The organism is Rathayibacter sp. AY2B3, assembly GCF_002931755.1.
In the GTDB taxonomy this organism is placed as follows: domain Bacteria; phylum Actinomycetota; class Actinomycetes; order Actinomycetales; family Microbacteriaceae; genus Rathayibacter.
The window spans coordinates 1-22,506 of the sequence record NZ_PSUG01000039.1; the positions used below are offsets into that span (position 1 = coordinate 1).

Sequence of the window (22,506 nt, forward strand, 5' to 3'; positions counted from 1 at the left end):
GCCGGATCGCGACCATCGCCGGCCCCGCCGACATGCCGCCCGGCGTCGACCGCCTGATCGGCTGGCGCGGCGCCCTGAGCGACGCGGGCCTCGCCGACGACCTGGTGGAGTGGGGCGACTTCTCGCCCGCCAGCGGCACCGAGGCGATGCGCCGGCTCCTGGCCCGCGACCCCGACCTGGACGGCGTCTTCGCCGCGAACGACCAGATGGCCGTCGGCGCCTACGCGGCGCTGCGCGAGGCGGGTCGGCGGATCCCCGACGACGTGTCGGTCGTGGGCTTCGACGACGACCTCTTCGCGCGGAACGCCGTGCCCGCGCTGACCACGGTGCGCCAGCTCCCCGACGAGCTCGGAGCCCGCATGGTGGAGCTGCTGACCGCCCGGATCGAGGGGCTCCCCGTGGAGCACCGCACGCTGATGCCGACGTCGCTGGTCGTCCGCGCCAGCAGCTGACCCCCGCCCGCGAGTGTCCAGGAGTCGTCGCAGTCGAGGCCGAGTGCGACGACTTCCGGACAGTCGCGGGAGTTCGGGCGACCGTCGTGCGGGTCCCTCGCCGGGGGGCCTCACGGTCGCCAGCCGTGGGCCTCGAGAGCGGCACGGAGCTCGGCGATCGTCTGCGCCCGGCCACGGGTCAGACCTTCCGCGCGCACGACCACGACGATCCAGCCCGCGAGGTGAAGGGCCAGCAGCCGCTCACGGTCGCGTGAGAACTGCGCGTCGTCCGTCCGGTGCTGTCCGCCGTCGTACTCCGCCACCACCTTCCAGCGCTCGAAGACCAGGTCGCCGACCGCGAGCAGCCGACCGCCGAGCCTGATCTCGGCGTTCACCTCGGGCACCGGAAGTCCCGCTTCCTCGACGAGCACACGGAGCCACGTCTCTCTCCGCGAGGCGGCTCCGGTCGATGCCAGCCGCAGCGCGGCGATCAGCGTGCGCCGGCCCCGGCCGTGATGGGATGCCAGGCGCTCCTGAAGCTCCGGCAGTCGGACGTGCGGACGGGGATCGTCCCGGCGCGGATAGCGCGGCTCGAAGAGGAGGTGATCCGTCGCAGCGAGGAGATCGCGAGCGGACAGAAGCGGTGCGAGCGCGATCCAGGTCGACGCCGCTCCCGTGACCGGCAGCCCGTGCCGCAGGATCCTGTCGGTCTCCGTGAGAGTGTGACCGATCACTCCTCGCGTCCTCGGGGGCCGATGCGGGCTCGTGGCCGCCACGTGGATCGGATCATCGCCTTCCCGCCGCGCCGGCAGCGGCACCCCCCAGGCCTCGGCGGCGGTCAGATGGGAGAAGAGCTGCCAGGGCCGCAGCCGGGGCAGGTAGGCGGCGGCTCGCTCGAGGTGCGTGACCGGCATCACTCGCGTGCGCACTCCATGGAAGGGGCTGGCCAGAGCGGGACCGCGCAGCTGCGCGTCCGTCACTCCGGCGCGGACCGCCGCGCGGCGGGTGAATGCTCCGAGGTCGATGCTGGTCATGCCGCGATCCTGGCGGTCCGTGATCCTCGTCCGACTCTCGCGGTCCGCATTCTGTGGACGAGCCGCCGATCCGGCCCCTGGGGAGGCGTGCCTCCCGCCGCGACTGTCCAGGAGTTGTCGCAGTCGGCGTCGAGTGCGACAACTCCTGGACATTCGGAGTGAGCGGCGTCGAGTGCGACGATTTCTGAACTGTGGAAGCGACCGACCTCGAGTGCGACAACTCCTGGACAGTCGGAGTCGCCGGGCAGACGCGGAAGCCGCCGGGGTCGCGAGCGACTACGGCGACGTCCGAGGAGCCGCGAGCCCCCGCGTCAGAGGAAGAGCGGCGCCGGGTCGAGGGCGGCGAAGCGGCGGCGCATCACGGCGACCGCGTCGGCGTGCTCGTCGACGAGGACGAAGCGGCGGCCCAGGGCGTGGGCGACCGCGCCGGTCGTTCCGGAGCCGGCGAAGAAGTCGAGCACGGCGTCGCCCTCGCGGCTGGACGCCTGCACGATGCGGCGGAGGATCCCCTCCGGCTTCTGCGTCGGGTACCCCGTCTTCTCGCGGCCGGTCGGCGAGACGATCGTGTGCCACCACACGTCGGTCGGCCGCTTGCCGCGCTCGGCCTTCTCCGGGGTCACCAGGCCCGGCGCCATGTACGGCTCGCGGTCCACGGCGGCGGAGTCGAAGTGGTAGCCGCGCGGGTCCTTCACGTAGACCAGGATCGTGTCGTGCTTCGTCGGCCAGCGGCGCGTGGCCTTCGCTCCGTAGTCGTACGCCCAGATGATCTCGTTGAGGAAGCACTCGCGGCCGAAGAGCGCGTCGAGCAGCACCTTCGCGTAGTGCGCCTCCCGGTAGTCGAGGTGGAGGTAGAGGGTCCCGTCGTCGGCGAGGAGCCGCCACGCCTCGGCCAGACGAGGCTCGAGGAACGACCAGTAGTCGTCGAAGCGGTCGTCGTAGCGGAGGAGGTCGCCGCGGATCCGCTCGTAGCTGCGCCCCTTGAAGCCGGCGATCGTGCCGGTGGTGGAGCGCACGGAGGTGGTCGAGGTCCGCACCTGCGCCCGGCCGGTGTTGAACGGCGGGTCGAGGTAGACGACGGTGAAGGCCCCGTCGGCCAGCTGCGGCAGGACCTCGAGGTTGTCGGCGTGGAACACCGCGCTCCGCGACTCCGGGACGCCGTCCGCGATCTGGATCGTCCTGGGCACCCGCCAATTGTGCCAGTGCGCGCGAGCCCGGCGACACGCTCCGCGCCTCGCGCCCGCGCTCGACGGGTGCCGGGGAGGCTCCGGCGTAGAGTGGCGCGATGATCTCCGAGGTGCGCCACGACGAGGACTCGTCCCGCTACACGCTCTGGCTCGACGGCGAGACCGTCGGAGTCGCGGACTACGCCGTCCGCGGCCGAGACGTGGTCTTCCTCCACACCGAGATCGCGCCGGAGCACCGCCACGAGGGGCTCGGCGAGACCCTCGTCGAGGCCGCCCTCGACGATGCGCACGAGCGCTTCGGCGGGCGCATCGTCCCGGCGTGCCCGTTCGTCGCCGAGTTCATCGCCGAGCACCCGGACTACCAGGAGCTTCTCGCGAGCTGAGGAGCTCCCGCCCGTCCGGCCCGCCGCCGCCCCGGGCGAGCCGGTCCGCGGACGCCCGGCCGGGACCCGCCGATCAGGGGACGCGCCGCAGCCACTCCGGAGTCGAGTACTTCGTCCGCACCAGCTCCTCCGCCGCCGCGTACTCCTCCTCGGTCAGCGTCCCCGCCTCGCCGCCGTGCAGCTGCACGAAGGTCGCCTTCATCCGCTCGATGATCTCCGCGCGGCTGAGCCCGGTCTGGCTGCGCAGAGGGTCGACGCGCTTCACGGCCGACGCGATGCCCTTGTCCGAGAGCTTCTCGCGGCCGATCCGCAGCACCTGCACCATCTTCTCGGCGTCGATGTCGTAGCTCATGGTCACGTGGTGGAGGACCGCGCCGGAGCCCAGGCGCTTCTGCGCGGCGCCGCCGATCTTGCCCGAGGGCGAGGTGATGTCGTTGAGCGGCTGGTAGACCGCGTCGATCCCCAGCGACTGCAGCGCGCTGACGGCCCACTCGTCGAGGAAGGCGTAGGAGTCGGCGAAGGTCAGCCCCTGGACGAGGTCGCCGGGGACGTAGAGGGAGTACGTGACGACGCTGCCCGCCTCCATGAACATCGCGCCGCCGCCGGAGATGCGGCGGACCACGTCGACGCCGTACTTCGCCGCGTTGTCGAGGTCGACCTCGTTGCGGAGCGACTGGAAGCTGCCGATGACGACGGCCGGCTGGTCCCACTCCCAGATCCGCAGCGTCGGCTCACGGCGGCCCTCGCCGACCGCGGCGGTCAGCACCTCGTCGAGCGCCAGGTGGGTCGCGGGAGGGACGGCCCGATCGTGCACGATGCGCCAGTCGTAGTCGCGCCAGCTGGTCGCCTTCTGCAGCGAGCGGCGGATCGCGACCGCGACGGCCTCGGGCGTGAAGCCGAGCAGGACAGCATCGGCCGGGAGCGCCTGCCGGATGGCGGCGGCGATGGACTTCGCGTCGGTCTCGGCCGGCAGGCCCACGACCGCGCGGTCGATGTCGTCGAGCGCCGTGTCGGGCTCGAGGAAGAAGTCGCCCGCCAGGCGGAACCCGGCGAACCTCCCGTCGATCACGTCGAGGTCGACGACCACGAGCTTTCCGCCGGGGACCTTGTACTCGCCATGCATGACGCCAGCCTAGGCGCGAGCCGGGGCGGGGAAGCGCTCGTCCAGCCACTCCACGAGATCGGCCGTGACCTCGGCCCGGTTGAGCTCCTGGAACAGCTCGTGCCGCGCCTCCGGGTACACCCGCACCGAGACGTCCGTGTACCCGGCCCGCCGCCGGTAGGCCTGGGCGAGCGCGCGCACCGACCGCTCGCCGCCGAGGGTGTCGTCGGCGCCCACGACCAGCAGCAGCGGCAGCGGATGCGCGGACCCGCGCCGGGGGCGGCCGACCAGCCGCAGGGTCTCGACCAGTCCGATCCGCTTCGCGAGCGGCGTGGTGAAGGTCAGGGGGTCGTCGTGGAACCGCTGCCAGACCTCCGGGTCGCGCGAGAGCCATTCGAGGCCGAGGCCGCCGGCGACGCGGTGCCGCTTCGCCAGGTCGCCCGCGTTCATGTGCCCCGGGAGGCGGTAGGCCGTGCCGCTGAGCACGAGCGCGGCGTAGGCACCGGAGTGGTGGTCGACGATCCGCTGCGCCATGAGCGACCCCCAGGAGTGGCCGAGCAGCACGATCGGCACGCCGGGGCTCTCCTCCGCGAGCAGCTCCGTCAGCCGGAGGATCGCCGCCTCGGTCGCGCGCAGGCCGCCCGGCCCCAGCAGTCCGAGCCGGGAGGAGTCGCCGCCGTGCTGCTCGAGGCCGGTCCGGCCGTGCCCGCGGTGGTCGTCCGCCGCGACCGCGTACCCGGCGGCCACCAGCGCCTCCGCCAGCTCGACGTAGCGCCCCGAGTGCTCCCCGACGCCGTGGGCCAGCTGCACGATCGCGCGGGGCGAGGGGTGCGCCCACCAGCGGTAGTGGATGACGACGCCGGAGGCGTCCTCGAAGGTCCTGTCGACAGCGGCGCCGGTCATGGTGATCAGTGTGGCGCTCCGGCCGCTGCGCGCGAGGGACGCGCTGACAACTGAGAAGATACTCACGATCCATCGGCCGACACCCTGCTCGTCACGGCGCCTCGCTACCTTTTCCCTTGACGAGCGACCCCCGCGACCGTCCCCCGACCCCCTTCACGAGCGAGGCCAGCCCCTTCATGACCGTATCGCCCCTGATCTGGACCCTGACGATCGTCTTCATCGTCCTGCTCCTGCTCTTCGACTTCTTCTTCCACGTCCGGAAGGCCCACGAGCCCACGCTGAAGGAGTCGTCGATCTGGTCGGCGCTCTACGTCGGCATCGCCGTGCTCTTCGGGCTCGGCGTCCTGGTCTTCGGCGGAGCGACGCCCGGATCGGAGTACTTCGCCGGCTACATCACCGAGAAGGCCCTCTCGGTCGACAACCTGTTCGTCTTCCTCATCATCATGGCGAGCTTCAAGGTGCCCCGCGCCGACCAGCAGAAGGTGCTCCTCTTCGGCATCGTCTTCGCGCTGATCGCCCGCACCGGCTTCATCTTCCTCGGCGCCGCGCTGATCAACTCGTTCGCCTGGGTCTTCTACATCTTCGGCCTGATCCTGCTGCTGACCGCGTTCAACCTGGTCAAGCCGGGCGACGACCACTCCAGCGACAACGTGATGGTGCGCCTGGCCAAGCGGATCTTCAAGACGAGCGACCAGTACGACGGCGACAAGTTCTACACGCACATCGACGGCAAGAAGGTCCTCACGCCGATGATCCTCGTCATGGCGGCGATCGGCGGAACGGACATCCTGTTCGCCCTCGACAGCGTGCCGGCGATCTTCGGCCTCACCAGCGACGTGTACCTCGTCTTCACGGCGACCGCGTTCTCGCTGCTGGGCCTGCGCCAGCTGTACTTCCTCATCGACGGCCTGCTCGACCGCCTCGTGTACCTCAGCATCGGCCTCGCCGCGATCCTCGCCTTCATCGGCGTGAAGCTGATCCTGCACGCGCTCCACGAGAACAACCTGCCGTTCATCAACAACGGCGAGCACGTGGAGGTCTTCGAGATCGGGACCGGACTGTCGCTCTCGGTCATCATCGGCGTCCTGGTGATCACGGTGATCGCCTCGCTCGTCAGCCCCAAGGGCCGCCGCATGGCCGCCGAGGCCGCCGAGCGCCGCCGCGTGGCCGAGGCCGCGGGCGCGGACGTCGACGCCACGCACTGAGTCGTCTCGTGCGCCGCGAGGCGGCGCACCGCAGTCGGCTCCCCTAGGCGGTCGGTTTCCCGAGAGCGGGTCCCGACCGCCTAGAACGATCCGCTGACACGCGGATCGCTCGTTCGGCTCGACCGAACGCCGCGTGCCGGTGCGCAGCGGTCGGGCTACTGGCGGTCGAGTTCCCGAGAGCGGGTCCCGACCGCCTACGACGAGCCGCTGACACGCGGATCGCCTGTTCGACGGTGCTCTCTCGTGCGCCGCGGAGCGGCGCACCGCAGTCGGCCCTCAGGGGCGGCCGCGTCCCCGAGAGCGGGGCGCGACCGCCGAAGACGATCCGCTCACACGCGGATCGCCTGTTCGGCTCGAAGCGCGCGCGTGCTCCCCCCCCGGTCGGGTCAGCGGGCGCGGTACCGGTGCTCGGGGCGGCCGGTGGTGCCGTAGCTGAGCGTCATCTCGACGAGGCCGCGGCCGGCCAGGCCCGAGAGGTAGCGCTGGGCGGTGGCGCGCGAGATGCCGGCCCGCTCGGCCACCTCGAGAGCCGAGAGCTCGGCGCCCGACTCGGCCAGGCGCGCGAGGACGAGCTGCTCGGTCGCCGAGCGCGAAGGCTGCGCGACGGTGGCGTCACCGGAGTGCAGGATGCGCAGGGCCCGCTCGACGGCCTCCTGATCCGCCGCGCGGTCCTCCCGCAGCACGTTCCGGAACCGCACGTACGCGTCCAGGCGCTCGCCGAGCAGGCGCGCCTCGAACGGCTTGATGAGGTACCCGAGCGCTCCCGCGTGCAGGGCGCGCCGCACCGTCGCCCCGTCGGAGGCGGCGCTCACCACGAACGCGTCGGTGTCGAGCTCGCGGAGCAGGGCGATCCCGCTCTGGTCCGGCAGGTGCACGTCGAGCAGCAGCAGATCGGGCGCGTGCTCGGCGACGGCCGCCCGTGCCGCCCGCGCCGTGTGCACCGGAGGAAGGGCCGTCAGCCCCTGCCGCGCCTCGACCAGGTCCGCGTGCAGCTGCGCGACCCGGAAGTCGTCGTCCACCACCAGCACCGTGCGCTCCCGCGCCGTGTCCGCGCTCATGACCCGTCCCCGTCCTGCTCCGGCGGCCGCACCGCTCCGGGGAGGCGCGCGCAGAGCACGGCCCCCGACTCCGCTCCGCCGGCGTCCGCCAGCCAGACCTCGCCACCGCGTCGGGCTGCCACCTCGCGGCACAGCGGCAGTCCGAAGCCCCGGCCGTGCACGCGCCCGTCGTCCTCGACGGGGTCGCCCGCGCCGGCCCGGTCGAACAGCGAGTCCGGATCGAGCACCCCGTCGCCGGAGTCGGCGACCGTCACGAACAGCGCGTCGCCGTCGTCGAGCAGCTCGACCTCGACGAAGCGCACGTCGCGCCGCCCCTCGACCGCCGCGCGCACCGCGTTGTCCACGAGGTTCCCGACCACCGTGGCGACGTCCTCCGGCTCGACGACGGTGCCGCGCACCAGCGTCTCCTCGCCGAGCGTCAGCAGCACGCCGCGCTCGGCCGCCTCGATCCCCTTGGCCCCGACGAGAGCCTGCAGGTACGGCTCCTGCAGCCGGTCGGCGTGCTGCACCGGGTACTTGAGCGGGCCGCGGGTCAGGACCTCGTCGAGGTAGTCGCGCGCCGAGGCCGTCCGCCCCGCGTCCAGCAGGCCGGCGACCACGTGCAGGCGGTTGGCGAACTCGTGCCGCTGCACTCGGAGCGCGTTGGTCATCGCGCCGACCGCGTCGAGGCGCCGGCTCAGCGCGGCGAGGTCGGTGCGGTCGCGCAGCACCACCACCACGCCCAGGTCGCGGTCGCCGCGGGTCACCCGGCGGATGTCGACGTAGACGATGCGGGAGCGGACGACGAAGCCCTCCTCGCCGCCGGGGCGGGGCGGCTCGACGGAGTGCAGCGCGGCGCCGATCGCGTCGGCCAGCGGAACGGGCAGGTCGAGCTCCGCGAGCGGCCGCCCGTGCAGCGCCCGCCCGGTCGGGTCGTCGGAGCCGAGGATCGCGGCGGCCCGCGCGTTGCAGACGCCGACGCGCCCGTCGCGGTCGAGCGCGAGCACTCCCTCGTCGACCCCGTCGAGCACGGCGGCCTGGTCCTGCACGAGCGAGGTGAGCTCCTCCGGGGCGAGGCCGAGCGTCAGGCGCAGCAGGCGGCGGCGGATGAAGACGGAGGCCACGGCGGCGAGCACCAGCCCGGCGAGCGCCGCGGCCAGCACGCCGAGCAGCGCGGTCGGCAGATCGGTGAAGACGCTGGAGCGCGCGAAGCCGATGCTGACCTCGCCGACGACCCGCTGCTCCCCCGCGGCGAAGACCGGGACCTTGGCGCGTGCCGACTCGCCCAGCGTGCCGGTGCCCCACGAGACGCTCTCGCGCCCGGCGAGCGCCTCGTCGGGGCTGGTCGAGACCCGCTCGCCGAGGCGGTCCTCGTCGGGGTGGGCGAGGCGGATGCCCTGGTCGTCGGTGATCACGACGAAGAGCGCGCCGGTGCGCTGCTCGACGGCGGCGGCGACGTCCTCGAGCGGTCCGCCGCGCAGCTCCGAGGCGGCGGGCGCGCCGGGCACGGCGGAGGACGCGGCGACCGCGTCGCGCACGTCGGGGTCCTCGGCGACGGTGCGGGCGATGGCGAGCGCCGTCCCCTCCGCCTCGCCGCGCAGCTGCTGGACGCTGAGCGCGGTGACGAGCCCGGCGCAGACCAGCACAGCGGCCGACACCGTGGCGAGCTGCAGGACCAGGACGTGGGTCGCGAAGCGCATCGGGGCCTCCTCGCCGTCGTCGTGCGCAGAATGCGCAGAAGCCACACTATGCGCAGATGTCGCCGTAATGAGCGATACCCCGGCGCCGGACGCGGGGCTGCCTAGGGTTTCCAGCATCTCCCGGCCGGCTCTCCCGCCGAGCGCGGGCGGAGGCACTGGACGAAGGAGTCAGCTGTGTTGGTAGTACTCGGTTTCACGATGATCCTGGCCTTCATGGCCCTGATCATGACCAAGCGGCTGACGCCGATGGTCGCCCTGATCGTCGTGCCGACGATCTTCGGCCTCTTCGCGGGCGCCGGCCTCGGCATCGGCGACATGGTCCTCGAGGCGATCGGCAGCCTCGCGCCCACGGCCGCGCTGCTGATGTTCGCGATCATGTACTTCGGGATCATGATCGACGTCGGGCTCTTCGACCCGCTGATCCGCTTCATCGTCCGCGCGCTCGGCGACGACCCGGCGAAGGTCGTGCTCGGCACGGCGCTGCTGGCCGGCGCGGTCTCGCTCGACGGCGACGGCTCGACCACGTTCATCGTCACCACCGCCGCGATGCTCCCGATCTACCTGCGCCTGGGGATGAACCCGGTCGTGCTGACCTGCGTCGCCGGCCTGGCCAACGGCACGCTCAACATCGTCCCGTGGGGCGGACCGACGGTGCGCGCCGCCGCGGCCCTCCAGGTCTCGCCGAGCGAGATCTTCGTGCCGATGCTCCCCTCGCTCGCGGTGGGCCTGGCCGTCACGCTCGTCTTCGCCTGGTTCCTCGGGCTCGGCGAGCGCCGCCGCCTCGGCTCGCTCGCGCTGGCCGAGCCGATGCTCGAGCAGGAGCTCGTCGGCGCCGGCCGCGGCTCCTCCTCCCGCTCGGGCGGCGCCCGCACCGGCGGCCTCGCCGCGCTGACCGGGGGCATCCGCACCGTCGCCCGGGAGCGCTTCTCCTTCCTCCGCGGCCCCCAGGCCCTGCGCGGAGCCCAGGTCGCCGTCGCCGCCCGCGTGCAGGCCGACGACGCCGACACCGCGATGGCCGACACGATGCTCGACCCCGAGCGCGAGACGCTGCGCCCGAAGCTGATCTGGGTGAACCTGGTCCTGACCCTCGCGGTGATGACGCTGCTGGTCGCCGACGTCCTGCCGCTGCCCTACGTGTTCATGGTCGGCTCCGCGGTCGCCCTCCTGATCAACTTCCCGAAGATGAAGGACCAGGCGGCCGAGATCGTCAAGCACGCGCCGAGCATCGTGGGCGTCGTGTCGATGGTGCTGGCGGCCGGCGTGCTGATCGGCGTCCTCAACGGCACGGGCATGGTCGACGCCATGGCGGAGTGGGTCGTCGCGGTGATCCCGCCGGCGCTGGGCCCGTTCCTCGCCGTGATCACCGGTGTGCTCAGCATCCCGATGACCTTCTTCATGTCGAACGACGCGTTCTACTACGGCATCCTCCCCGTGCTCTCGGAGAGCGCGGCGAACTACGGCATCTCGCCGGTCGAGATGGCCCGCGCCTCGATCACCGGGCAGCCGGTCCACCTCCAGAGCCCGCTGGTCCCGGCGATCCTCCTGCTCGTCTCCCTCGCCGCGGTGAACCTCGGCGACCACCACCGCAAGGTGCTGTGGCGCGCGGTGATCGTCTCGCTGGTCATGCTCGCCGTCGGCGTGCTGGTCGGCTCGATCCCCTTCGGCTGAGGCCGGAGGGGCGGAGCGCCGCGCGATCGGAACGAGGACGGGACCTTCTGCTGCGGCAGGGGGTCCCGTCCTCGTTCCGCGGCTCGGTCCCGCAGCCCGCGCTAGCGCAGCAGCGGCGCCAGGTTCTCCGTCCAGACGTCGGAGCCGACCTTGAGGATCAGGGCGCCGACGACGACGAGGAACGCGACGCGGATGAAGCGGCTGCCGCGGGCGACGGCCATCCGCGAGCCGAGGTAGGCGCCCGCCACGTTCGCCACGCCCATCACGAGGCCGAGCAGCCAGATCACGTGGCCGCCCGGCACGAAGTAGAGCAGGGCGCCGAGGTTGGTCGCGACGTTGACGATCTTCGCCTTGGCGCTGGCGAGCAGGAAGTCGTAGCCCAGCGCGGTGATCAGGGCGATGATCAGGAAGGTCCCGGTGCCCGGTCCGATCAGGCCGTCGTAGAAGCCGACCAGGAGTCCCAGCACCGCGGCCGTGACGAGGTGGCGCCGGCCCGCGTGCTTGAGCGCCGTGACGCTGCCCAGCGCCGGGCGCGCGATCGTCACCACCGCGACCACGATCAGCGCGACGACGATGATCGGCTTGAACACCGCGGCCGGGAGGAGGCCGGCGAGCGTCGCGCCTCCGTAGCTGCCTGCGAGGGCGACCGCCGCCATCGGCAGCGCGGTGCGCAGATCGGGCTTCGCGCGCCGGTAGTAGGTGATCGCGCTGGTGGTCGTGCCGAAGATCGAGGCCAGCTTGTTCGTGGCGAGCGCCTGCACGGGCGAGATCCCGGGAACGAGGAGCAGTGCGGGGAGCTGGAGGAGTCCGCCGCCGCCCACGACCGCGTCGATCCAGCCGGCCGCGAAGGCGGCGAGGATCATCAGCGCGAGGACGGGGAGTCCGAGATCCTCTGTGAAGGTCAGCATCGGTCGGAAGCGTACGCGAGCACCGCGACCCCCTCGACCTCGGGGGCGGGCCGTCCTAGGGTCGGCGGCATGCGATTCGGACTCCTCCTCCCCCAGGGCCGGCGCCACGACCTCGTCGGCATCGACCCCGCCGTCAGGTGGCGCACCCTGCGCGACCTCGCCCGGCGCGCCGACGACGGCGTCCTCTCCTTCCCCGAAGCCGCCTCCGACCGCAGCGGCATCGAGCTGTCCGAGCGCGACGTCCTGCCGGCTCTGGCATGAACGGGGGGCGGGCTCCTACGCCTCCCGCCCCCCGCCCGCAAGTCCTTGGGGAGCCCCGGCCCCGCGCCTACGGTCGGAGCATGGACGCACAGGACATCCGCTGGAACGACGAAGCCCGCGACAAGATCCTCGAGGACTCGGACAGGGTCCTCCGCGAGGCGGTGCTCGACCTTGCGACGAGCAAGAAGGGCGAGCCCTGGGAGGACGTGTTCGCCGAGCTGAACGCGCGCCTCAAGGACCGCTTCATCGACTTCGAGCCCGGCCCGGACCTCCGCAAGTACGCCGAGGCCGTCTCCGCCGGGGAGATCGAGACCGGCTCGTGAGCGAGCACGACCGCGACGCCGCACTCGAGGACGAGATCACCTCGATCCACGCCCTCGGCGAGGGCCGCGTCGGCGAGACGGCCGGCCCTGAGGACGAGGACCACGAGCTCTCGCCCGAGCAGGACGCCCGCATCGAGTCCGAGCTGAAGAGCCGGGGCAGCGAGAGCTGACCGCCCCCGGCACACGGAAGGCCCGCTCCCCCTCGAGGGAGCGGGCCTTCCGTGTGAGTCGCGACTACGCCGAGAGGGGCTCGTAGTCGGTGTAGCCCTCGGCTCCTCCGCCGTAGACCGTCTCCTGGACGACCTCGTTCTCGGGGTGCCCGCCCTGCCAGCGCTCGACGAGGTCGGGGTTGGCGATCGCCGGGCGGCCGACGGCCACGGCATCGGCGTGGCCCTCGGTGATCAGCTCGGTCGCCTCCTCGCGGCTTGTCGGCGAGCCGAAGCCGCTGTTGGCGATGAAGACGCCGTCGAAGCGCGATCGGAGGTCCTGGACCAGCTCGCCGGCCGGCTCGGCGTGCAGGACGCTGAGGTAGGCCAGGCCGAGCGGGGCGAGCCCGTCGACGACGGCCTCGTAGGTGGCGCGCACGTCGTCGGCGTCGGTCTCGACGACGTCCTGGATGTTGTGGGCCGGCGAGAGGCGGATGCCGACGCGGCCCGCTCCGACCTCGTCCACGATGGCGCGGGTGACCTCGAGCGGGAACGCGGCGCGCTCGGCCGGGGTTCCGCCGTACTGGTCGGTGCGCACGTTCGAGACGGGCGAGAGGAACTCGTGCAGCAGGTAGCCGTTGGCGCCGTGCACCTCGACTCCGTCGAAGCCGGCATCGATCGCGCGGCGGGCGGCGGCGACGAACTCGTCGCGGACGGTCCCCAGCTCCTCGGTGGTCAGCGCGTGCGGCACCGGGAAGGGCTTCTTGCCGGAGGGGGTGTGCACCTCTCCGTCGATCGCGACGGCGCTCGGGGCGACGATGCGGTCGGTGCCGGTGATCTCGGTGTGCGAGACGCGGCCCGCGTTCATCAGCTGCATGACGATGCGGCCGCCGGCGGCGTGCACGGCGTCGGCGACGGCGCGCCAGCCCGCGGCCTGCGCGTCGGTCTCGATGCCGGGCTGCCCGGCGTAGCCCTTGGACTCGGCGCTCGGGAAGACGCCCTCGCTGATCAGCAGGCCCATGCTCGCGCGCTGGGCGTAGTACTCGGCGACGATCGCGCCGGGGACGCCCTGCTCGTCGGAGCGCAGGCGCGTCATCGGTGCCAGGACGATGCGGTTGGGGAGGTCGAGGTCGCCGGCGGTGAGGGGGGAGAACGGATCCACGGGATCGCCTTTCTTCGGAGCTGTCTCAGGGGGCTGCCCTGAGGGGGAGGCACGTGCACCTGCGGCGCACTCCGGGCGGCAACCGCGCGCGGAGCAGGTCCATTCCACCTCCCGGCGTTCTCCCATCCTCCGCACCCCGGGCACGCGGTCGACGGCCTGCCGCCTCCCGACCCCTGCTCGGACGCCCGGGCTGTCTACACTCGGGAGGCGACGACGAAGGAGTGTGCGCGATGCCGGCGAGACCCCACCACCCCGTGAGCTCCCGGCGGCTGCCGGCGCTCGCGGCCCTCCTGATCGCCGCGGTCCTCGCGCTGGTCCCCGCGACCGCGGCGACGGCCGAGTCGCCCGTCTCCTTCTCCTCCTCCACCGTCCTCGACTCGGTCGGCGTGCTGAGCTCCGGAGAGACCACCGAGATCGAGCAGGCCTCGCGGGCCCTCTACGACCAGCACCGCGTCCAGCTGTTCGTCGCCTTCGTCGACTCCTTCTCGGATCCGTCCGACCGCGCCGCGTGGGCGGACGAGACCGCGACCCGCAACGGGCTGGGCACCGACGACGTCCTCCTGGCCGTCGCGGTCGACGCCCGCCAGTACCAGGTGTCGGTCGCGCAGGGCTTCGCCCTCGACGACGCGCAGATCTCCTCGCTCCAGTCCGACGACATCGAGCCGAGGCTCGCCGACGGCGACTGGGCCGGAGCCGCAGTGGCCGCCGCCGACGGGATCGGGCAGCGCCTCGACGCGCCCAGCGCCGGCGAGTCCCTCGGCTCGGGGCTGCTGATCGCCCTCGGCGTGCTCGCGGCCCTCGTCGTGATCGGCCTCGTGGTGCTGCTGCTCGTCCGCCGCGCGCGGAAGCGCCGCGCCCAGGAGGCGGTGGAGGCCTCGATCGACGAGCTCGCCACCCGCGCCGGGTCGGCCCTCGTCCACGCCGACGACGCCGTCCGCACCAGCGAGCAGGAGGTCGGCTTCGCGGAGGCGCAGTTCGGCGCCGACGCGACCGGCGCGTTCCGCGAGGCGCTGGTCACCGCGAAGCGCCTGCTCGGCGAGGCCTTCACCCTGCAGCAGCGCCTCGACGACGCCGAGCCGGAGACCGATCAGGAGCGCCGCGACGGCTACCAGCGCATCCTCCAGCTCTGCGCCGACGCCGAGCGGACGCTCGACGAGCGCGCGAGCGCGTTCGAGGAGCTGCGCGACCTCGAGAAGAACGCGCCGCAGGTCGCCACCGCGCTCACGGCCCGCGCCGCCGAGGTCGGCGACCGCCTCCCCTCGGCCCGGGCCCGCCTCGCCGAGCTCGCCTCCCGCTACGCGCCGACCGCGATCGACGACGTGGGCGACGACGCCGACCAGGCGGAGGACCGTCTCCGCTTCACCCGCGACCAGCTCGCAGGTGCCCAGCAGGCGCTGCAGGCCGGCGACTCCGGCCGCGCCGCCGTGCTGCTGCGCGCGGGGCAGCAGGCGGCCGAGCAGGCCTCCGGCCTCGTCGACGCGGTGGCCACGCGGGGCGACGAGCTGCAGAAGGCGGAGGCGTCCCTCGCCGGCCGCATCGCCGAGATCCGCGCCGACGTGGCACAGGGACGAGCGCTCGCCGCCTCCCAGGACGCGGAGTCCGCCGCGCAGGCGCAGAACGTCGCCGCGGCGGTCGCCACGACCGAGGCCGCCCTCGACGACGTGGAGCGCGCCGCCGCCGTGCGTCCGAACGACCCGCTCGCCCTGCTCGAGGCGCTCACCGCCGCCGACGCCACGATCGACGCCGCCGTCGGCGGGTTCCGCGACGCGCAGGCCCAGCGCGAGCGCGAGCGGGCCGCCCTCGGCGCCGAGCTCACCTCCGCCCGCAGCCGCGTCTCGGCCGCCGAGGACTTCATCGCGGCCCGCCGCGGAGCGGTCGGCTCGGAGGCGCGCACCCGCGTCGCCGAGGCCGCCCGCTCGGCCGAGTACGCCGAGCGCATCGCCGCCACCGACCCCCGCGAGGCTCTCGCCTCCGCCCAGCGCGCCTCGCAGCTCGCCCAGCAGGCGCTCGAGCGGGCACGGGCCGACGCGGGCTCCTACTCCGCCCCGAACGCCGTCGGCAGCCCCTACGGAGGAGACACGACCGGTGCGTTCCTCGGCGGGATCCTGGTCGAGTCGCTCCTCGGAGGCGGACGCCGCAGCGGCTACCGCTCGGGCGGCTTCGGCGGCGGAGGCTTCAGCGGCGGCTTCGGCGGCGGAGGCTCGTCCCGGCGCTCCGGCGGCGGCGGCTTCGGCGGCGGGCGCAGCAGCGGCGGAGGCGGACGCCGCGGCGGAGGCGGGCGCTTCTGAGCGCCCCTCGGGCATCCGCGCACGACCACTTCCCCCACGACTCCGGCACCACCTCCGACATCCGGCACCACCCACGACGCAAGGAGAGACACCCATGGCTCAGAGACAGTCGATCTTCGGCCGCATCGCGCAGCTCGCGAAGGCCAACATCAACGCGCTCCTCGACCAGGCCGAGGATCCGCAGAAGATGCTCGACCAGATGGTCCGCGACTACACCGACAGCATCCGCGACGCGGAGGCGGCGATCGCCACCACGATCGGCAACCTGCGCCTGCTCGAGGACGACTACCGCGAGGACGTGCAGAACGCCCAGGAGTGGGGCGGCAAGGCCCTCGCCGCGAGCCGCAAGGCCGACGAGCTGCGCACCGGCGGCAGCGCCGGCGACGCCGACAAGTTCGACGCGCTGGCCAAGGTCGCTCTGCAGCGCCAGATCCAGTCGGAGAAGGAGGCGAAGGACGCCGAGCCGACCATCGCCTCGCAGACCGAGGTCGTCGACAAGCTCAAGTCGGGCCTGAACCAGATGCGCGAGAAGCTGCAGCAGCTCTCGAGCAAGCGCGACGAGCTGATCGCCCGCTCGAAGACCGTCGAGGCGCAGAGCCAGGTCCAGGACGCCGTGAAGAGCATCGACCTGATGGACCCGACGAGCGAGGTGAGCCGCTTCGAGCAGAAGATCCGCCGCGAGGAGGCCCGCGTCCGAGGCGCGGAGGAGCTCGCCTCCTCGAGCCTGGACGCGCAGTTCGAGTCGCTCGAGGACCTCGGCGAGATGACCGAGGTGGAGGCGCGCCTCGCCGCGCTCAAGTCCGGCCGCCCCCAGGACTCGATCGGCTCCTGAGCCCGTGCGCCTCCGGCGGCGGTCCCGCCGGAGGCGCACCCCCTTCCCGACACGCGCGGAACGAAGGCTGGCAATCGCCATGGTGCGGAGCCGCCGCCGTCCCCGTAGTGTTCACACCAGGTTGCCCTTGACCCCGGTCGCCCTGCTGCCGCGTCCGGCCCCTACCGACGCGGTGAACCATGAGCGGACCGCCCCCGTCGGGATCGCTCGCCGAGAGACCGTCGACGCCGACGGTCACCACGAAGAGCGAGGCGCCGATGAGCACCCCCACCACCACGTCCGTCACCGGAGGCGCCCCCCGCGTCGTCCGCACCCGCCCCCGCGCCGACGGCCGCGTCAACCCGACGACCGAGTACTCCGGTCTCCTCAGCACGGTCCGCGACGCGGGGCTCCTCCGCCGCCGCACCGGCTTCTACTACACGATGTTCGGCGCGCTGGTCCTCGCGCTCGGCGGCATCGTCACCGGCTTCGTCCTGCTGGGCGACTCCTGGTTCCAGCTCCTGCTCGCCGCCGCCCTCGGCATCGTGCTGACGCAGTTCGCCTTCCTCGCGCACGAGGCCTCGCACCGCCAGGTGTTCGAGTCCGGCAAGGCCAACGACGTCGCGGGGCGCACCCTCGCGAACCTCTTCGTCGGCATCAGCTACTCCTGGTGGATGACCAAGCACAGCCGCCACCACGCGAACCCGAACGTGCTGGGCAAGGACCCGGACATCGAGCGCGACGTCGTCTCCTTCACCGCCGAGGACGCGGCCCGCTCGCGCGGCCTCTACGCCTGGCTCACCCGCCGCCAGGGCTACGCGTTCTTCCCGTTGCTGCTGCTCGAGGGCCTCAACCTGCACCTGCACGGCTTCCGCACCGTGTTCGGCAAGGGCAAGGTCGACAAGCGCTGGGTCGAGATCACCATGCTCGTCACCCGCGTCGGCCTCTACCTCGCCGTCGTCTTCTGGGCCCTCCCCCTCGGCATGGCGTTCGCCTTCGTCGGCGTGCAGCTGGGCGTCTTCGGCCTCTACATGGGCGCCTCGTTCGCGCCGAACCACAAGGGCATGCCGCTGCTGCCGAAGGAGGCGCGCGTCGACTTCCTCCGCCGCCAGGTCCTCACCTCGCGCAGCATCCGCAGCACCTGGTTCACCGACCTCTACATGGGCGGCCTCAACTACCAGGTGGAGCACCACCTCTTCCCGAACATGCCCCGCCCGGCGCTGCGCCGCGCGCAGGTCATCGCCAAGGAGTACTGCACCACCCACCAGATCCCCTACACCGAGACCTCGCTGATGGAGTCGTACGCGATCGTCGTCCGCTACCTCAACAAGGTCGGCCTGTCTGCCGGCGGCGACCCGTTCGACTGCCCCGCCGCCTCCGCCTACGGACGCTGAGCACTCCCCCTTCCGAGGCCCCTCGCACCTTCCCGGTGCGGGGGGCCTCCGTCGTTCGCGGGAGCGCAAGGGGGTGCCCCCGCGGGCGGCGGAGTCGTAGCGTCGGGACATGAGCAGCTCCGACTACGACATCGAGCCCACCCCCACCGACACGACCGACGGCGCGCGCACGCCCGACCCCGCCACCGAGACCGGCACCTCCGCGGGCCTCGACGAGGTCGGCGGCGCGGCCTCCCCCCTGGCCGACGGCGTCGGCGCCGACGGCGAGGAGCAGAACCCCCCGCTGCCCGACTGGGGCCCCACCGACGGCGTCCACGGCACCGATGCCGAGACCGGCGCCTCGGGCACCGAGCAGCACTGACACGGCTCCGCGAGGGACCTCCCCGGCCGGTCGGCGAACGTTCCGACCGCGTTCCGAGGAGGTCCCTCCGTGTTCGCCGGAGGGTCGGCCGGCGCTCGGGCGGTGCGCCCTACACTGGCGAAATGCAGCCGACCGAACGCGCCCTCCGCGTGATCTCCTACAACCTCCGGGAGCACCGAGCGCACGCCGAGATCGCCCCCCTCGCCGCCCGCCACGACATCGACGTCCTGTGCCTGCAGGAGTGCGACACCACGAAGCTGCCGCAGGAGGTGGGCTCGCTCCGGCTCGCGTCCGTCACGGCCCGCAACCGCCTGGGCCTGGCCGTCTACTACTCGCAGGACCGTTTCGAGCTCTCCGGCAGCGCCGCGTTCGAGCTCAGCAAGTCCATGCACGACCGAGTGATGTCCCCCGCTCACGAGCGCCTGCTGGCCGTCCGCCTCGACGACCGCGACGGCGGCTCGATCGCCGTGTCCTCCTTCCACGCCGCTCCGCTGTCCGCCGGCAACGCCCTGCGCCGCAAGCAGATCGACGAGGCGCTCAACCGGCTGCGCGAGTACGCGCCGGACACCCCCTCCCTGATGGTCGGCGACTACAACTACCCGTGGTTCTTCCGCGGACTCGACCGCCGGATGACCCGGAACGGCTACCTGGTCTCGCGGAGCGACTCCCCGACCTACGCGCGCTACCGCTACTTCAGCGGCCACTTCGACTTCGCCATCAGCGACTCGGTACGGATCGAGCGGGTCTCCACGCTGCCCCAGGGCGTCTCGGACCACCTCCCGGTGATGGTCGACGCGCACTACGGCGTCCCCGCCGCCTGAGCGCGGGGCCCGCAGGCCCGCACGGTCGGTAGGCTCAGGGGGTGACGACCCTGATCCTCGCCCGGCACGGAGAGACTGTCTGGCACTCCGAGAACCGCTTCGCGGGCTCCTCCGACATCGCGCTGACCCCCCGGGGCCAGGACCAGGCGGCGACTCTGGCCGCCTGGGCCGTCGACGCCGACCTCGAGGCGGTGTACTCCTCCACCCTGGTCCGGGCCGTGCGCACCGCCGTGCCCGCCGCGCGGGCTGCCCACCTCGAGCTGCAGCCCGACCCGGCGCTGGTCGAGGTCGACTTCGGCCGCGGCGAGGGGCTGACCACCGACGAGATGGAGAAGCGCTTCCCGGACGAGTACCACGCGTGGGTCGCCGCACCGGCCATCCAGCCGATGCCCGGCGGCGAGTCCGGCCTCGACGCCGTCGCCCGCGCGAACACCTCGCTCGCCCGCATCCACCGCGAGCACCCCGACGGCCGCGTGCTCGTCGTCGCGCACGGCACGCTCATCCGCCTCCTGCTGTGCGCCTACCTCGGCATCAACCCCGAGACCTACCGGCACACCTTCCCTGTGGTGGACAACGTCTCGCTGACCACGCTGCGCTGGGACGCGACCGGCGTCGGCCTGCTCGGCTACAACGTCCCGCCCGTGCAGACGCAGCGGCGCTCCAGCTGAGCGGAGCAGCCGCCCCCGAGCGGCGCCCGGCGAGCGCGGGCTCGATCGGCCTGGTGCTGGGGTCGGTCGCCAGCGTGCAGCTCGGCGCCTCCTTCGCCGTGCTGCTCTTCCCCGCCGCGGGGCCGATCGGCACCGTGACGCTCCGGCTGGTGTTCTCGGCCGCCGTGCTGCTCCTGGTGTGCCGGCCGCGGCTGCGCGGTCACAGCCGCGGTGACTGGCTCACCGTCGCCGCCTACGGCCTCGCGCTGGGCGGGATGAACGCCTGCTACTACGAGGCCATCGCCCGGATCCCGCAGGGGGCCGCCGTCACCCTCGAGGTGCTCGGGCCGCTGACGCTCTCGGTGATCGCCGGGAGGAGCGTGCTGAGCCTGGTCTGGGCGGTGCTCGCGCTGGCCGGAGTGGTGACCCTGTCGCAGGGCGGGTTCTCGGCGCTGGACCCGGTGGGCGTCGGCTTCGCGCTGGGGGCCGCGGTGCTCTGGGCCGCGTACATCGTCTTCGCCGGCCGCACCGGCGGGCGGTTCCAGGGGATCGACGGGCTCGCGCTGGCTCTCGCGGCCGGCGCGATCGTCTCGCTCCCGTTCGGCCTCGCCTCCGCCGGACCCGCCCTGGTGGTGCCGCCGGTACTGCTCCTCGGACTCGCCGTGGCGGTGCTCTCCTCCGCGGTGCCCTACGCGCTGGAGCTGCTGGCGCTGCGGCGCCTGCGCTCCTCCACGTTCTCGATCCTGATGTCGCTCTCCCCCGGGGCGGCCGCGCTCTCCGGCTTCCTCGTGCTCGGCCAGCGCCTCAGCGCCGTCGAGGCGGTCGGGATCGCGCTCGTGGTCGCCGCGAGCATCGGGGCGGTGCGGACCGCGCGGACCTCCGCCTGAGCGCCAGTCCTTTTGTTAGGCTAACTATGTGCCGCCGACCGAGACCCCGCAGACCAGGACCGCGCAGACCAGGACCCCGCAGACCGACCTTCCGCTGACCTCCCTCGCGGGCGAGGTGCGGGCAGCGGTCGGCCGGCTGGGGCGGCGGCTCCGGCAGGAGAAGGCCCAGCACGAGCTCAGCGATCCGCAGTTCAGCGTGCTCGCGCTCCTGCACCGCGAGGGCGCGAAGACCCTCGGCGAGCTGGCCGAGGCGGAGCGGGTCCGCCCGCCGTCCATGACCCGCACGGTCGGCTGCCTGGTCGACGAGGGGCTCGTGGAGCGCCTCGCCGACCCCGCCGACGGCCGCGTCACCCGCATCCGCCCCACCGGAGCCGGCACCGCGCTGGTCCTCGATGTGCGCCGCAGCCGCGACGCCTGGCTCGTCGCGCGCCTGCAGGAGCTCCCTCCCGAGGACCTGCGCCTGCTCCACGACGCGGCGGCGGTCCTGCGCGCGGTGGCCGACCGATGAGCGCGATGTTCCGCTCCCTCGCCGTGCCGAACTACCGCATCTGGTTCGCGGGCGCGATGGTCTCGAACGTCGGCACCTGGATGCAGCGCACGGCCCAGGACTGGATCGTGATCAACGACCTGACCGACCACGACGCGACGGCGCTCGGCGTGACCATGGCGCTGCAGTTCGGACCGCAGCTCGTGATGGTCCCCTTCTCCGGCTTCATCGCCGACCGCTTCGACCGGCGCAAGCTCCTGATGGCCACCCAGGGCGCGATGGGCGCGCTCGGGCTCGGCCTGGGGCTCATCGTCGTGACCGGGGTCGTCCAGCTCTGGATGGTCTACCTCTTCGCCCTGCTGCTGGGCTTCGCCGCCGCCATCGACGCCCCTGTGCGTCAGACCTTCGTCTCGGCGCTGGTCGAGGAGCGCGACCTCACCAACGCCGTCTCGCTGAACTCCGCCTCCTTCAACTCGGCGCGGATGATCGGACCGGCCCTCGCGGGCGTGCTCATCGCCGCCGTCGGCTCCGGCTGGGTCTTCCTCCTCAACGCCGCGAGCTTCCTCGCCGTGCTGCTCTCGCTGCGGGCGCTGCACCGCGACCAGCTCCGCAGCGCACCCCGCGCCACCCGGGGCCCGGGCGCCCTGCTCGAGGGGTTCCGCTACGTGTCGAAGCGGCCGGACATCCTCGTGGTGCTCGCGATCGTCTTCCTGATCGGAACGTTCGGCCTCAACTTCCCGATCTTCGCCTCGACGATGGCGACGGTCGAGTTCGACATGGGGGCGAGCGAGTTCGGCCTGCTCTCCTCCGCCATCGCCGTCGGCTCGGTGCTGGGGGCGCTCCTCTCGGCCCGCCGCGACCGCCCGCGGCTCCGGCTCATCGTCGGTGCCTCCGCCGCCTTCGGCGTCGCGCTCGCGCTGGCCGGCGTCATGCCGACCGTCTGGGCGTTCGCGATCCTGCTCCCCTTCGTCGGCATCGCGGCGCAGACGCTGATGACCTCGGCCAACGGCTACGTGCAGCTCTCGACCGCCCCCGAAATGCGCGGCCGGGTGATGGCGCTCTACATGGCGATCTTCGTCGGCGGCACCCCGATCGGGGCCCCGCTGATCGGCTGGGTCGCGAACGCCTACGGCCCGCGCCAGGCGATGCTGGTCGGCGCCGCCTCCGGGATCACAGCGGCCGCCATCGGCCTCGCCTTCCACCTCCGCCTGCGCCGCAGAGCCCGGCTCGCGGCGCCCGAGCAGGAGGCCGCGCCCGCCACCGGCGGAGTCGGTCTGCTGCGCCCGCGGGCCTGAGCTCCGTCGGCCGGTCCGCGCACCGGGGCGGATCCGCGGACGAGTCCACTCGACGCGTCGTCCCCGAC

General features: G+C 73.0%; 24 protein-coding genes. 16 read left to right on the forward strand and 8 right to left on the reverse strand.

Annotation, left to right across the window (positions count from 1 at the left end):
- On the forward strand, window positions 1-452 hold a 452-nt coding region (locus tag C5C24_RS13010), incomplete at its 5' end, for a LacI family DNA-binding transcriptional regulator (protein WP_146082620.1).
- 110 nt (window positions 453-562) lie between these two features.
- Here C5C24_RS13010 and C5C24_RS13015 read toward each other — a convergent pair.
- Together C5C24_RS13015 and C5C24_RS13020 are read right to left on the reverse strand one after the other, a co-directional pair.
- Window positions 563-1,465 (reverse strand): hypothetical protein, encoded by a 903-nt coding sequence (locus tag C5C24_RS13015; RefSeq protein ID WP_104305166.1) that lies wholly within the window; start codon window positions 1,463-1,465, stop codon window positions 563-565.
- 311 nt (window positions 1,466-1,776) lie between these two features.
- On the reverse strand, window positions 1,777-2,649 hold the full coding sequence (locus C5C24_RS13020) for a site-specific DNA-methyltransferase (RefSeq protein ID WP_104225160.1): 873 nt from the start codon (window positions 2,647-2,649) through the stop codon (window positions 1,777-1,779).
- Between the two features lie 98 nt (window positions 2,650-2,747).
- On the opposite strand from C5C24_RS13020, the gene C5C24_RS13025 reads away from it, so the two are divergent.
- On the forward strand, window positions 2,748-3,032 hold the full coding sequence (locus tag C5C24_RS13025; protein WP_104233160.1) for a GNAT family N-acetyltransferase: 285 nt from the start codon (window positions 2,748-2,750) through the stop codon (window positions 3,030-3,032).
- 73 nt (window positions 3,033-3,105) lie between these two features.
- On the opposite strand, the gene C5C24_RS13030 is transcribed toward C5C24_RS13025, so the two are convergent.
- Together C5C24_RS13030 and C5C24_RS13035 are read right to left on the reverse strand one after the other, a co-directional pair.
- A complete protein-coding gene (locus tag C5C24_RS13030; protein ID WP_104276902.1) occupies window positions 3,106-4,155 on the reverse strand; it encodes a biotin/lipoate A/B protein ligase family protein in 1,050 nt (349 codons plus the stop codon).
- Between the two features lie 9 nt (window positions 4,156-4,164).
- Window positions 4,165-5,037 (reverse strand): alpha/beta fold hydrolase, encoded by an 873-nt coding sequence (locus C5C24_RS13035; protein ID WP_104276901.1) that lies wholly within the window; start codon window positions 5,035-5,037, stop codon window positions 4,165-4,167.
- Window positions 5,038-5,213: 176 nt separating this feature from the next.
- Here C5C24_RS13035 and C5C24_RS13040 point away from each other — a divergent pair, with 176 nt between their 5' ends.
- The gene (locus tag C5C24_RS13040; protein ID WP_104223866.1) at window positions 5,214-6,242 is read left to right on the forward strand and encodes a TerC family protein; all 1,029 of its coding nucleotides are present in this window, start codon (window positions 5,214-5,216) and stop codon (window positions 6,240-6,242) included.
- 386 nt (window positions 6,243-6,628) lie between these two features.
- Here the strand turns inward: C5C24_RS13040 and C5C24_RS13045 are convergent, their stop codons facing one another.
- Together C5C24_RS13045 and C5C24_RS13050 are read right to left on the reverse strand one after the other, a co-directional pair.
- Window positions 6,629-7,300 carry a response regulator gene (locus C5C24_RS13045; RefSeq protein WP_104276900.1) on the reverse strand — a complete coding sequence of 224 codons (672 nt, stop codon included), beginning with the start codon at window positions 7,298-7,300 and terminating at the stop codon, window positions 6,629-6,631.
- Entirely contained in the window at window positions 7,297-8,979 is a 1,683-nt protein-coding gene (locus C5C24_RS13050; protein ID WP_104282246.1) for a sensor histidine kinase, read from the reverse strand. The genes C5C24_RS13045 and C5C24_RS13050 overlap by 4 nt, the downstream gene beginning before the upstream one ends.
- A gap of 198 nt (window positions 8,980-9,177) precedes the next feature.
- Here C5C24_RS13050 and C5C24_RS13055 point away from each other — a divergent pair, with 198 nt between their 5' ends.
- Complete coding sequence (locus C5C24_RS13055; protein WP_104276898.1) at window positions 9,178-10,647, forward strand: CitMHS family transporter; 1,470 nt, start codon at window positions 9,178-9,180, stop codon at window positions 10,645-10,647.
- A gap of 101 nt (window positions 10,648-10,748) precedes the next feature.
- Here the strand turns inward: C5C24_RS13055 and C5C24_RS13060 are convergent, their stop codons facing one another.
- Window positions 10,749-11,555: a TSUP family transporter gene (locus tag C5C24_RS13060; protein WP_104305167.1), complete on the reverse strand. Its 807-nt coding sequence runs from the start codon at window positions 11,553-11,555 to the stop codon at window positions 10,749-10,751.
- A 69-nt stretch (window positions 11,556-11,624) separates the two neighbouring features.
- On the opposite strand from C5C24_RS13060, the gene C5C24_RS13065 reads away from it, so the two are divergent.
- The 3 genes from C5C24_RS13065 to C5C24_RS18030 all read left to right on the forward strand — a co-directional run bounded on the left by C5C24_RS13065 (window position 11,625) and on the right by C5C24_RS18030 (window position 12,309).
- The gene (locus tag C5C24_RS13065; RefSeq protein ID WP_104305168.1) at window positions 11,625-11,816 is read left to right on the forward strand and encodes a hypothetical protein; all 192 of its coding nucleotides are present in this window, start codon (window positions 11,625-11,627) and stop codon (window positions 11,814-11,816) included.
- Window positions 11,817-11,896: 80 nt separating this feature from the next.
- Complete coding sequence (locus C5C24_RS13070; RefSeq protein WP_068251275.1) at window positions 11,897-12,139, forward strand: hypothetical protein; 243 nt, start codon at window positions 11,897-11,899, stop codon at window positions 12,137-12,139.
- A complete protein-coding gene (locus C5C24_RS18030) occupies window positions 12,136-12,309 on the forward strand; it encodes a hypothetical protein (protein ID WP_160035225.1) in 174 nt (57 codons plus the stop codon). The genes C5C24_RS13070 and C5C24_RS18030 overlap by 4 nt, the downstream gene beginning before the upstream one ends.
- Before the next feature lie 64 nt (window positions 12,310-12,373).
- On the opposite strand, the gene C5C24_RS13075 is transcribed toward C5C24_RS18030, so the two are convergent.
- Window positions 12,374-13,447, reverse strand: coding sequence for an alkene reductase (locus C5C24_RS13075; protein WP_104276896.1), 1,074 nt, complete (start codon window positions 13,445-13,447; stop codon window positions 12,374-12,376).
- A 230-nt stretch (window positions 13,448-13,677) separates the two neighbouring features.
- Between C5C24_RS13075 and C5C24_RS13080 the strand changes: the two genes are divergently transcribed.
- From C5C24_RS13080 to C5C24_RS13120, 9 genes are all read left to right on the forward strand, one after another.
- On the forward strand, window positions 13,678-15,735 hold the full coding sequence (locus C5C24_RS13080) for a TPM domain-containing protein (protein WP_104305169.1): 2,058 nt from the start codon (window positions 13,678-13,680) through the stop codon (window positions 15,733-15,735).
- Between the two features lie 94 nt (window positions 15,736-15,829).
- Window positions 15,830-16,567, forward strand: a complete 738-nt coding sequence (locus tag C5C24_RS13085; protein ID WP_104223858.1) for a PspA/IM30 family protein — start codon at window positions 15,830-15,832, stop codon at window positions 16,565-16,567.
- Between the two features lie 257 nt (window positions 16,568-16,824).
- Complete coding sequence (locus tag C5C24_RS13090; RefSeq protein ID WP_104226226.1) at window positions 16,825-17,940, forward strand: acyl-CoA desaturase; 1,116 nt, start codon at window positions 16,825-16,827, stop codon at window positions 17,938-17,940.
- 109 nt (window positions 17,941-18,049) lie between these two features.
- On the forward strand, window positions 18,050-18,301 hold the full coding sequence (locus C5C24_RS13095) for a hypothetical protein (RefSeq protein ID WP_104276894.1): 252 nt from the start codon (window positions 18,050-18,052) through the stop codon (window positions 18,299-18,301).
- A gap of 122 nt (window positions 18,302-18,423) precedes the next feature.
- A complete protein-coding gene (locus C5C24_RS13100; RefSeq protein WP_104223855.1) occupies window positions 18,424-19,122 on the forward strand; it encodes an endonuclease/exonuclease/phosphatase family protein in 699 nt (232 codons plus the stop codon).
- A gap of 41 nt (window positions 19,123-19,163) precedes the next feature.
- Window positions 19,164-19,790: a histidine phosphatase family protein gene (locus tag C5C24_RS13105; RefSeq protein ID WP_104223854.1), complete on the forward strand. Its 627-nt coding sequence runs from the start codon at window positions 19,164-19,166 to the stop codon at window positions 19,788-19,790.
- 53 nt (window positions 19,791-19,843) lie between these two features.
- A complete protein-coding gene (locus C5C24_RS13110) occupies window positions 19,844-20,656 on the forward strand; it encodes a DMT family transporter (RefSeq protein ID WP_258065236.1) in 813 nt (270 codons plus the stop codon).
- 28 nt (window positions 20,657-20,684) lie between these two features.
- A complete protein-coding gene (locus C5C24_RS13115) occupies window positions 20,685-21,164 on the forward strand; it encodes a MarR family winged helix-turn-helix transcriptional regulator (protein WP_258065237.1) in 480 nt (159 codons plus the stop codon).
- The gene (locus C5C24_RS13120) at window positions 21,161-22,438 is read left to right on the forward strand and encodes an MFS transporter (RefSeq protein WP_104305170.1); all 1,278 of its coding nucleotides are present in this window, start codon (window positions 21,161-21,163) and stop codon (window positions 22,436-22,438) included. Before C5C24_RS13115 ends, C5C24_RS13120 begins: the two co-directional genes overlap by 4 nt.
- The last annotated feature ends 68 nt before the right edge of the window (window positions 22,439-22,506 follow it).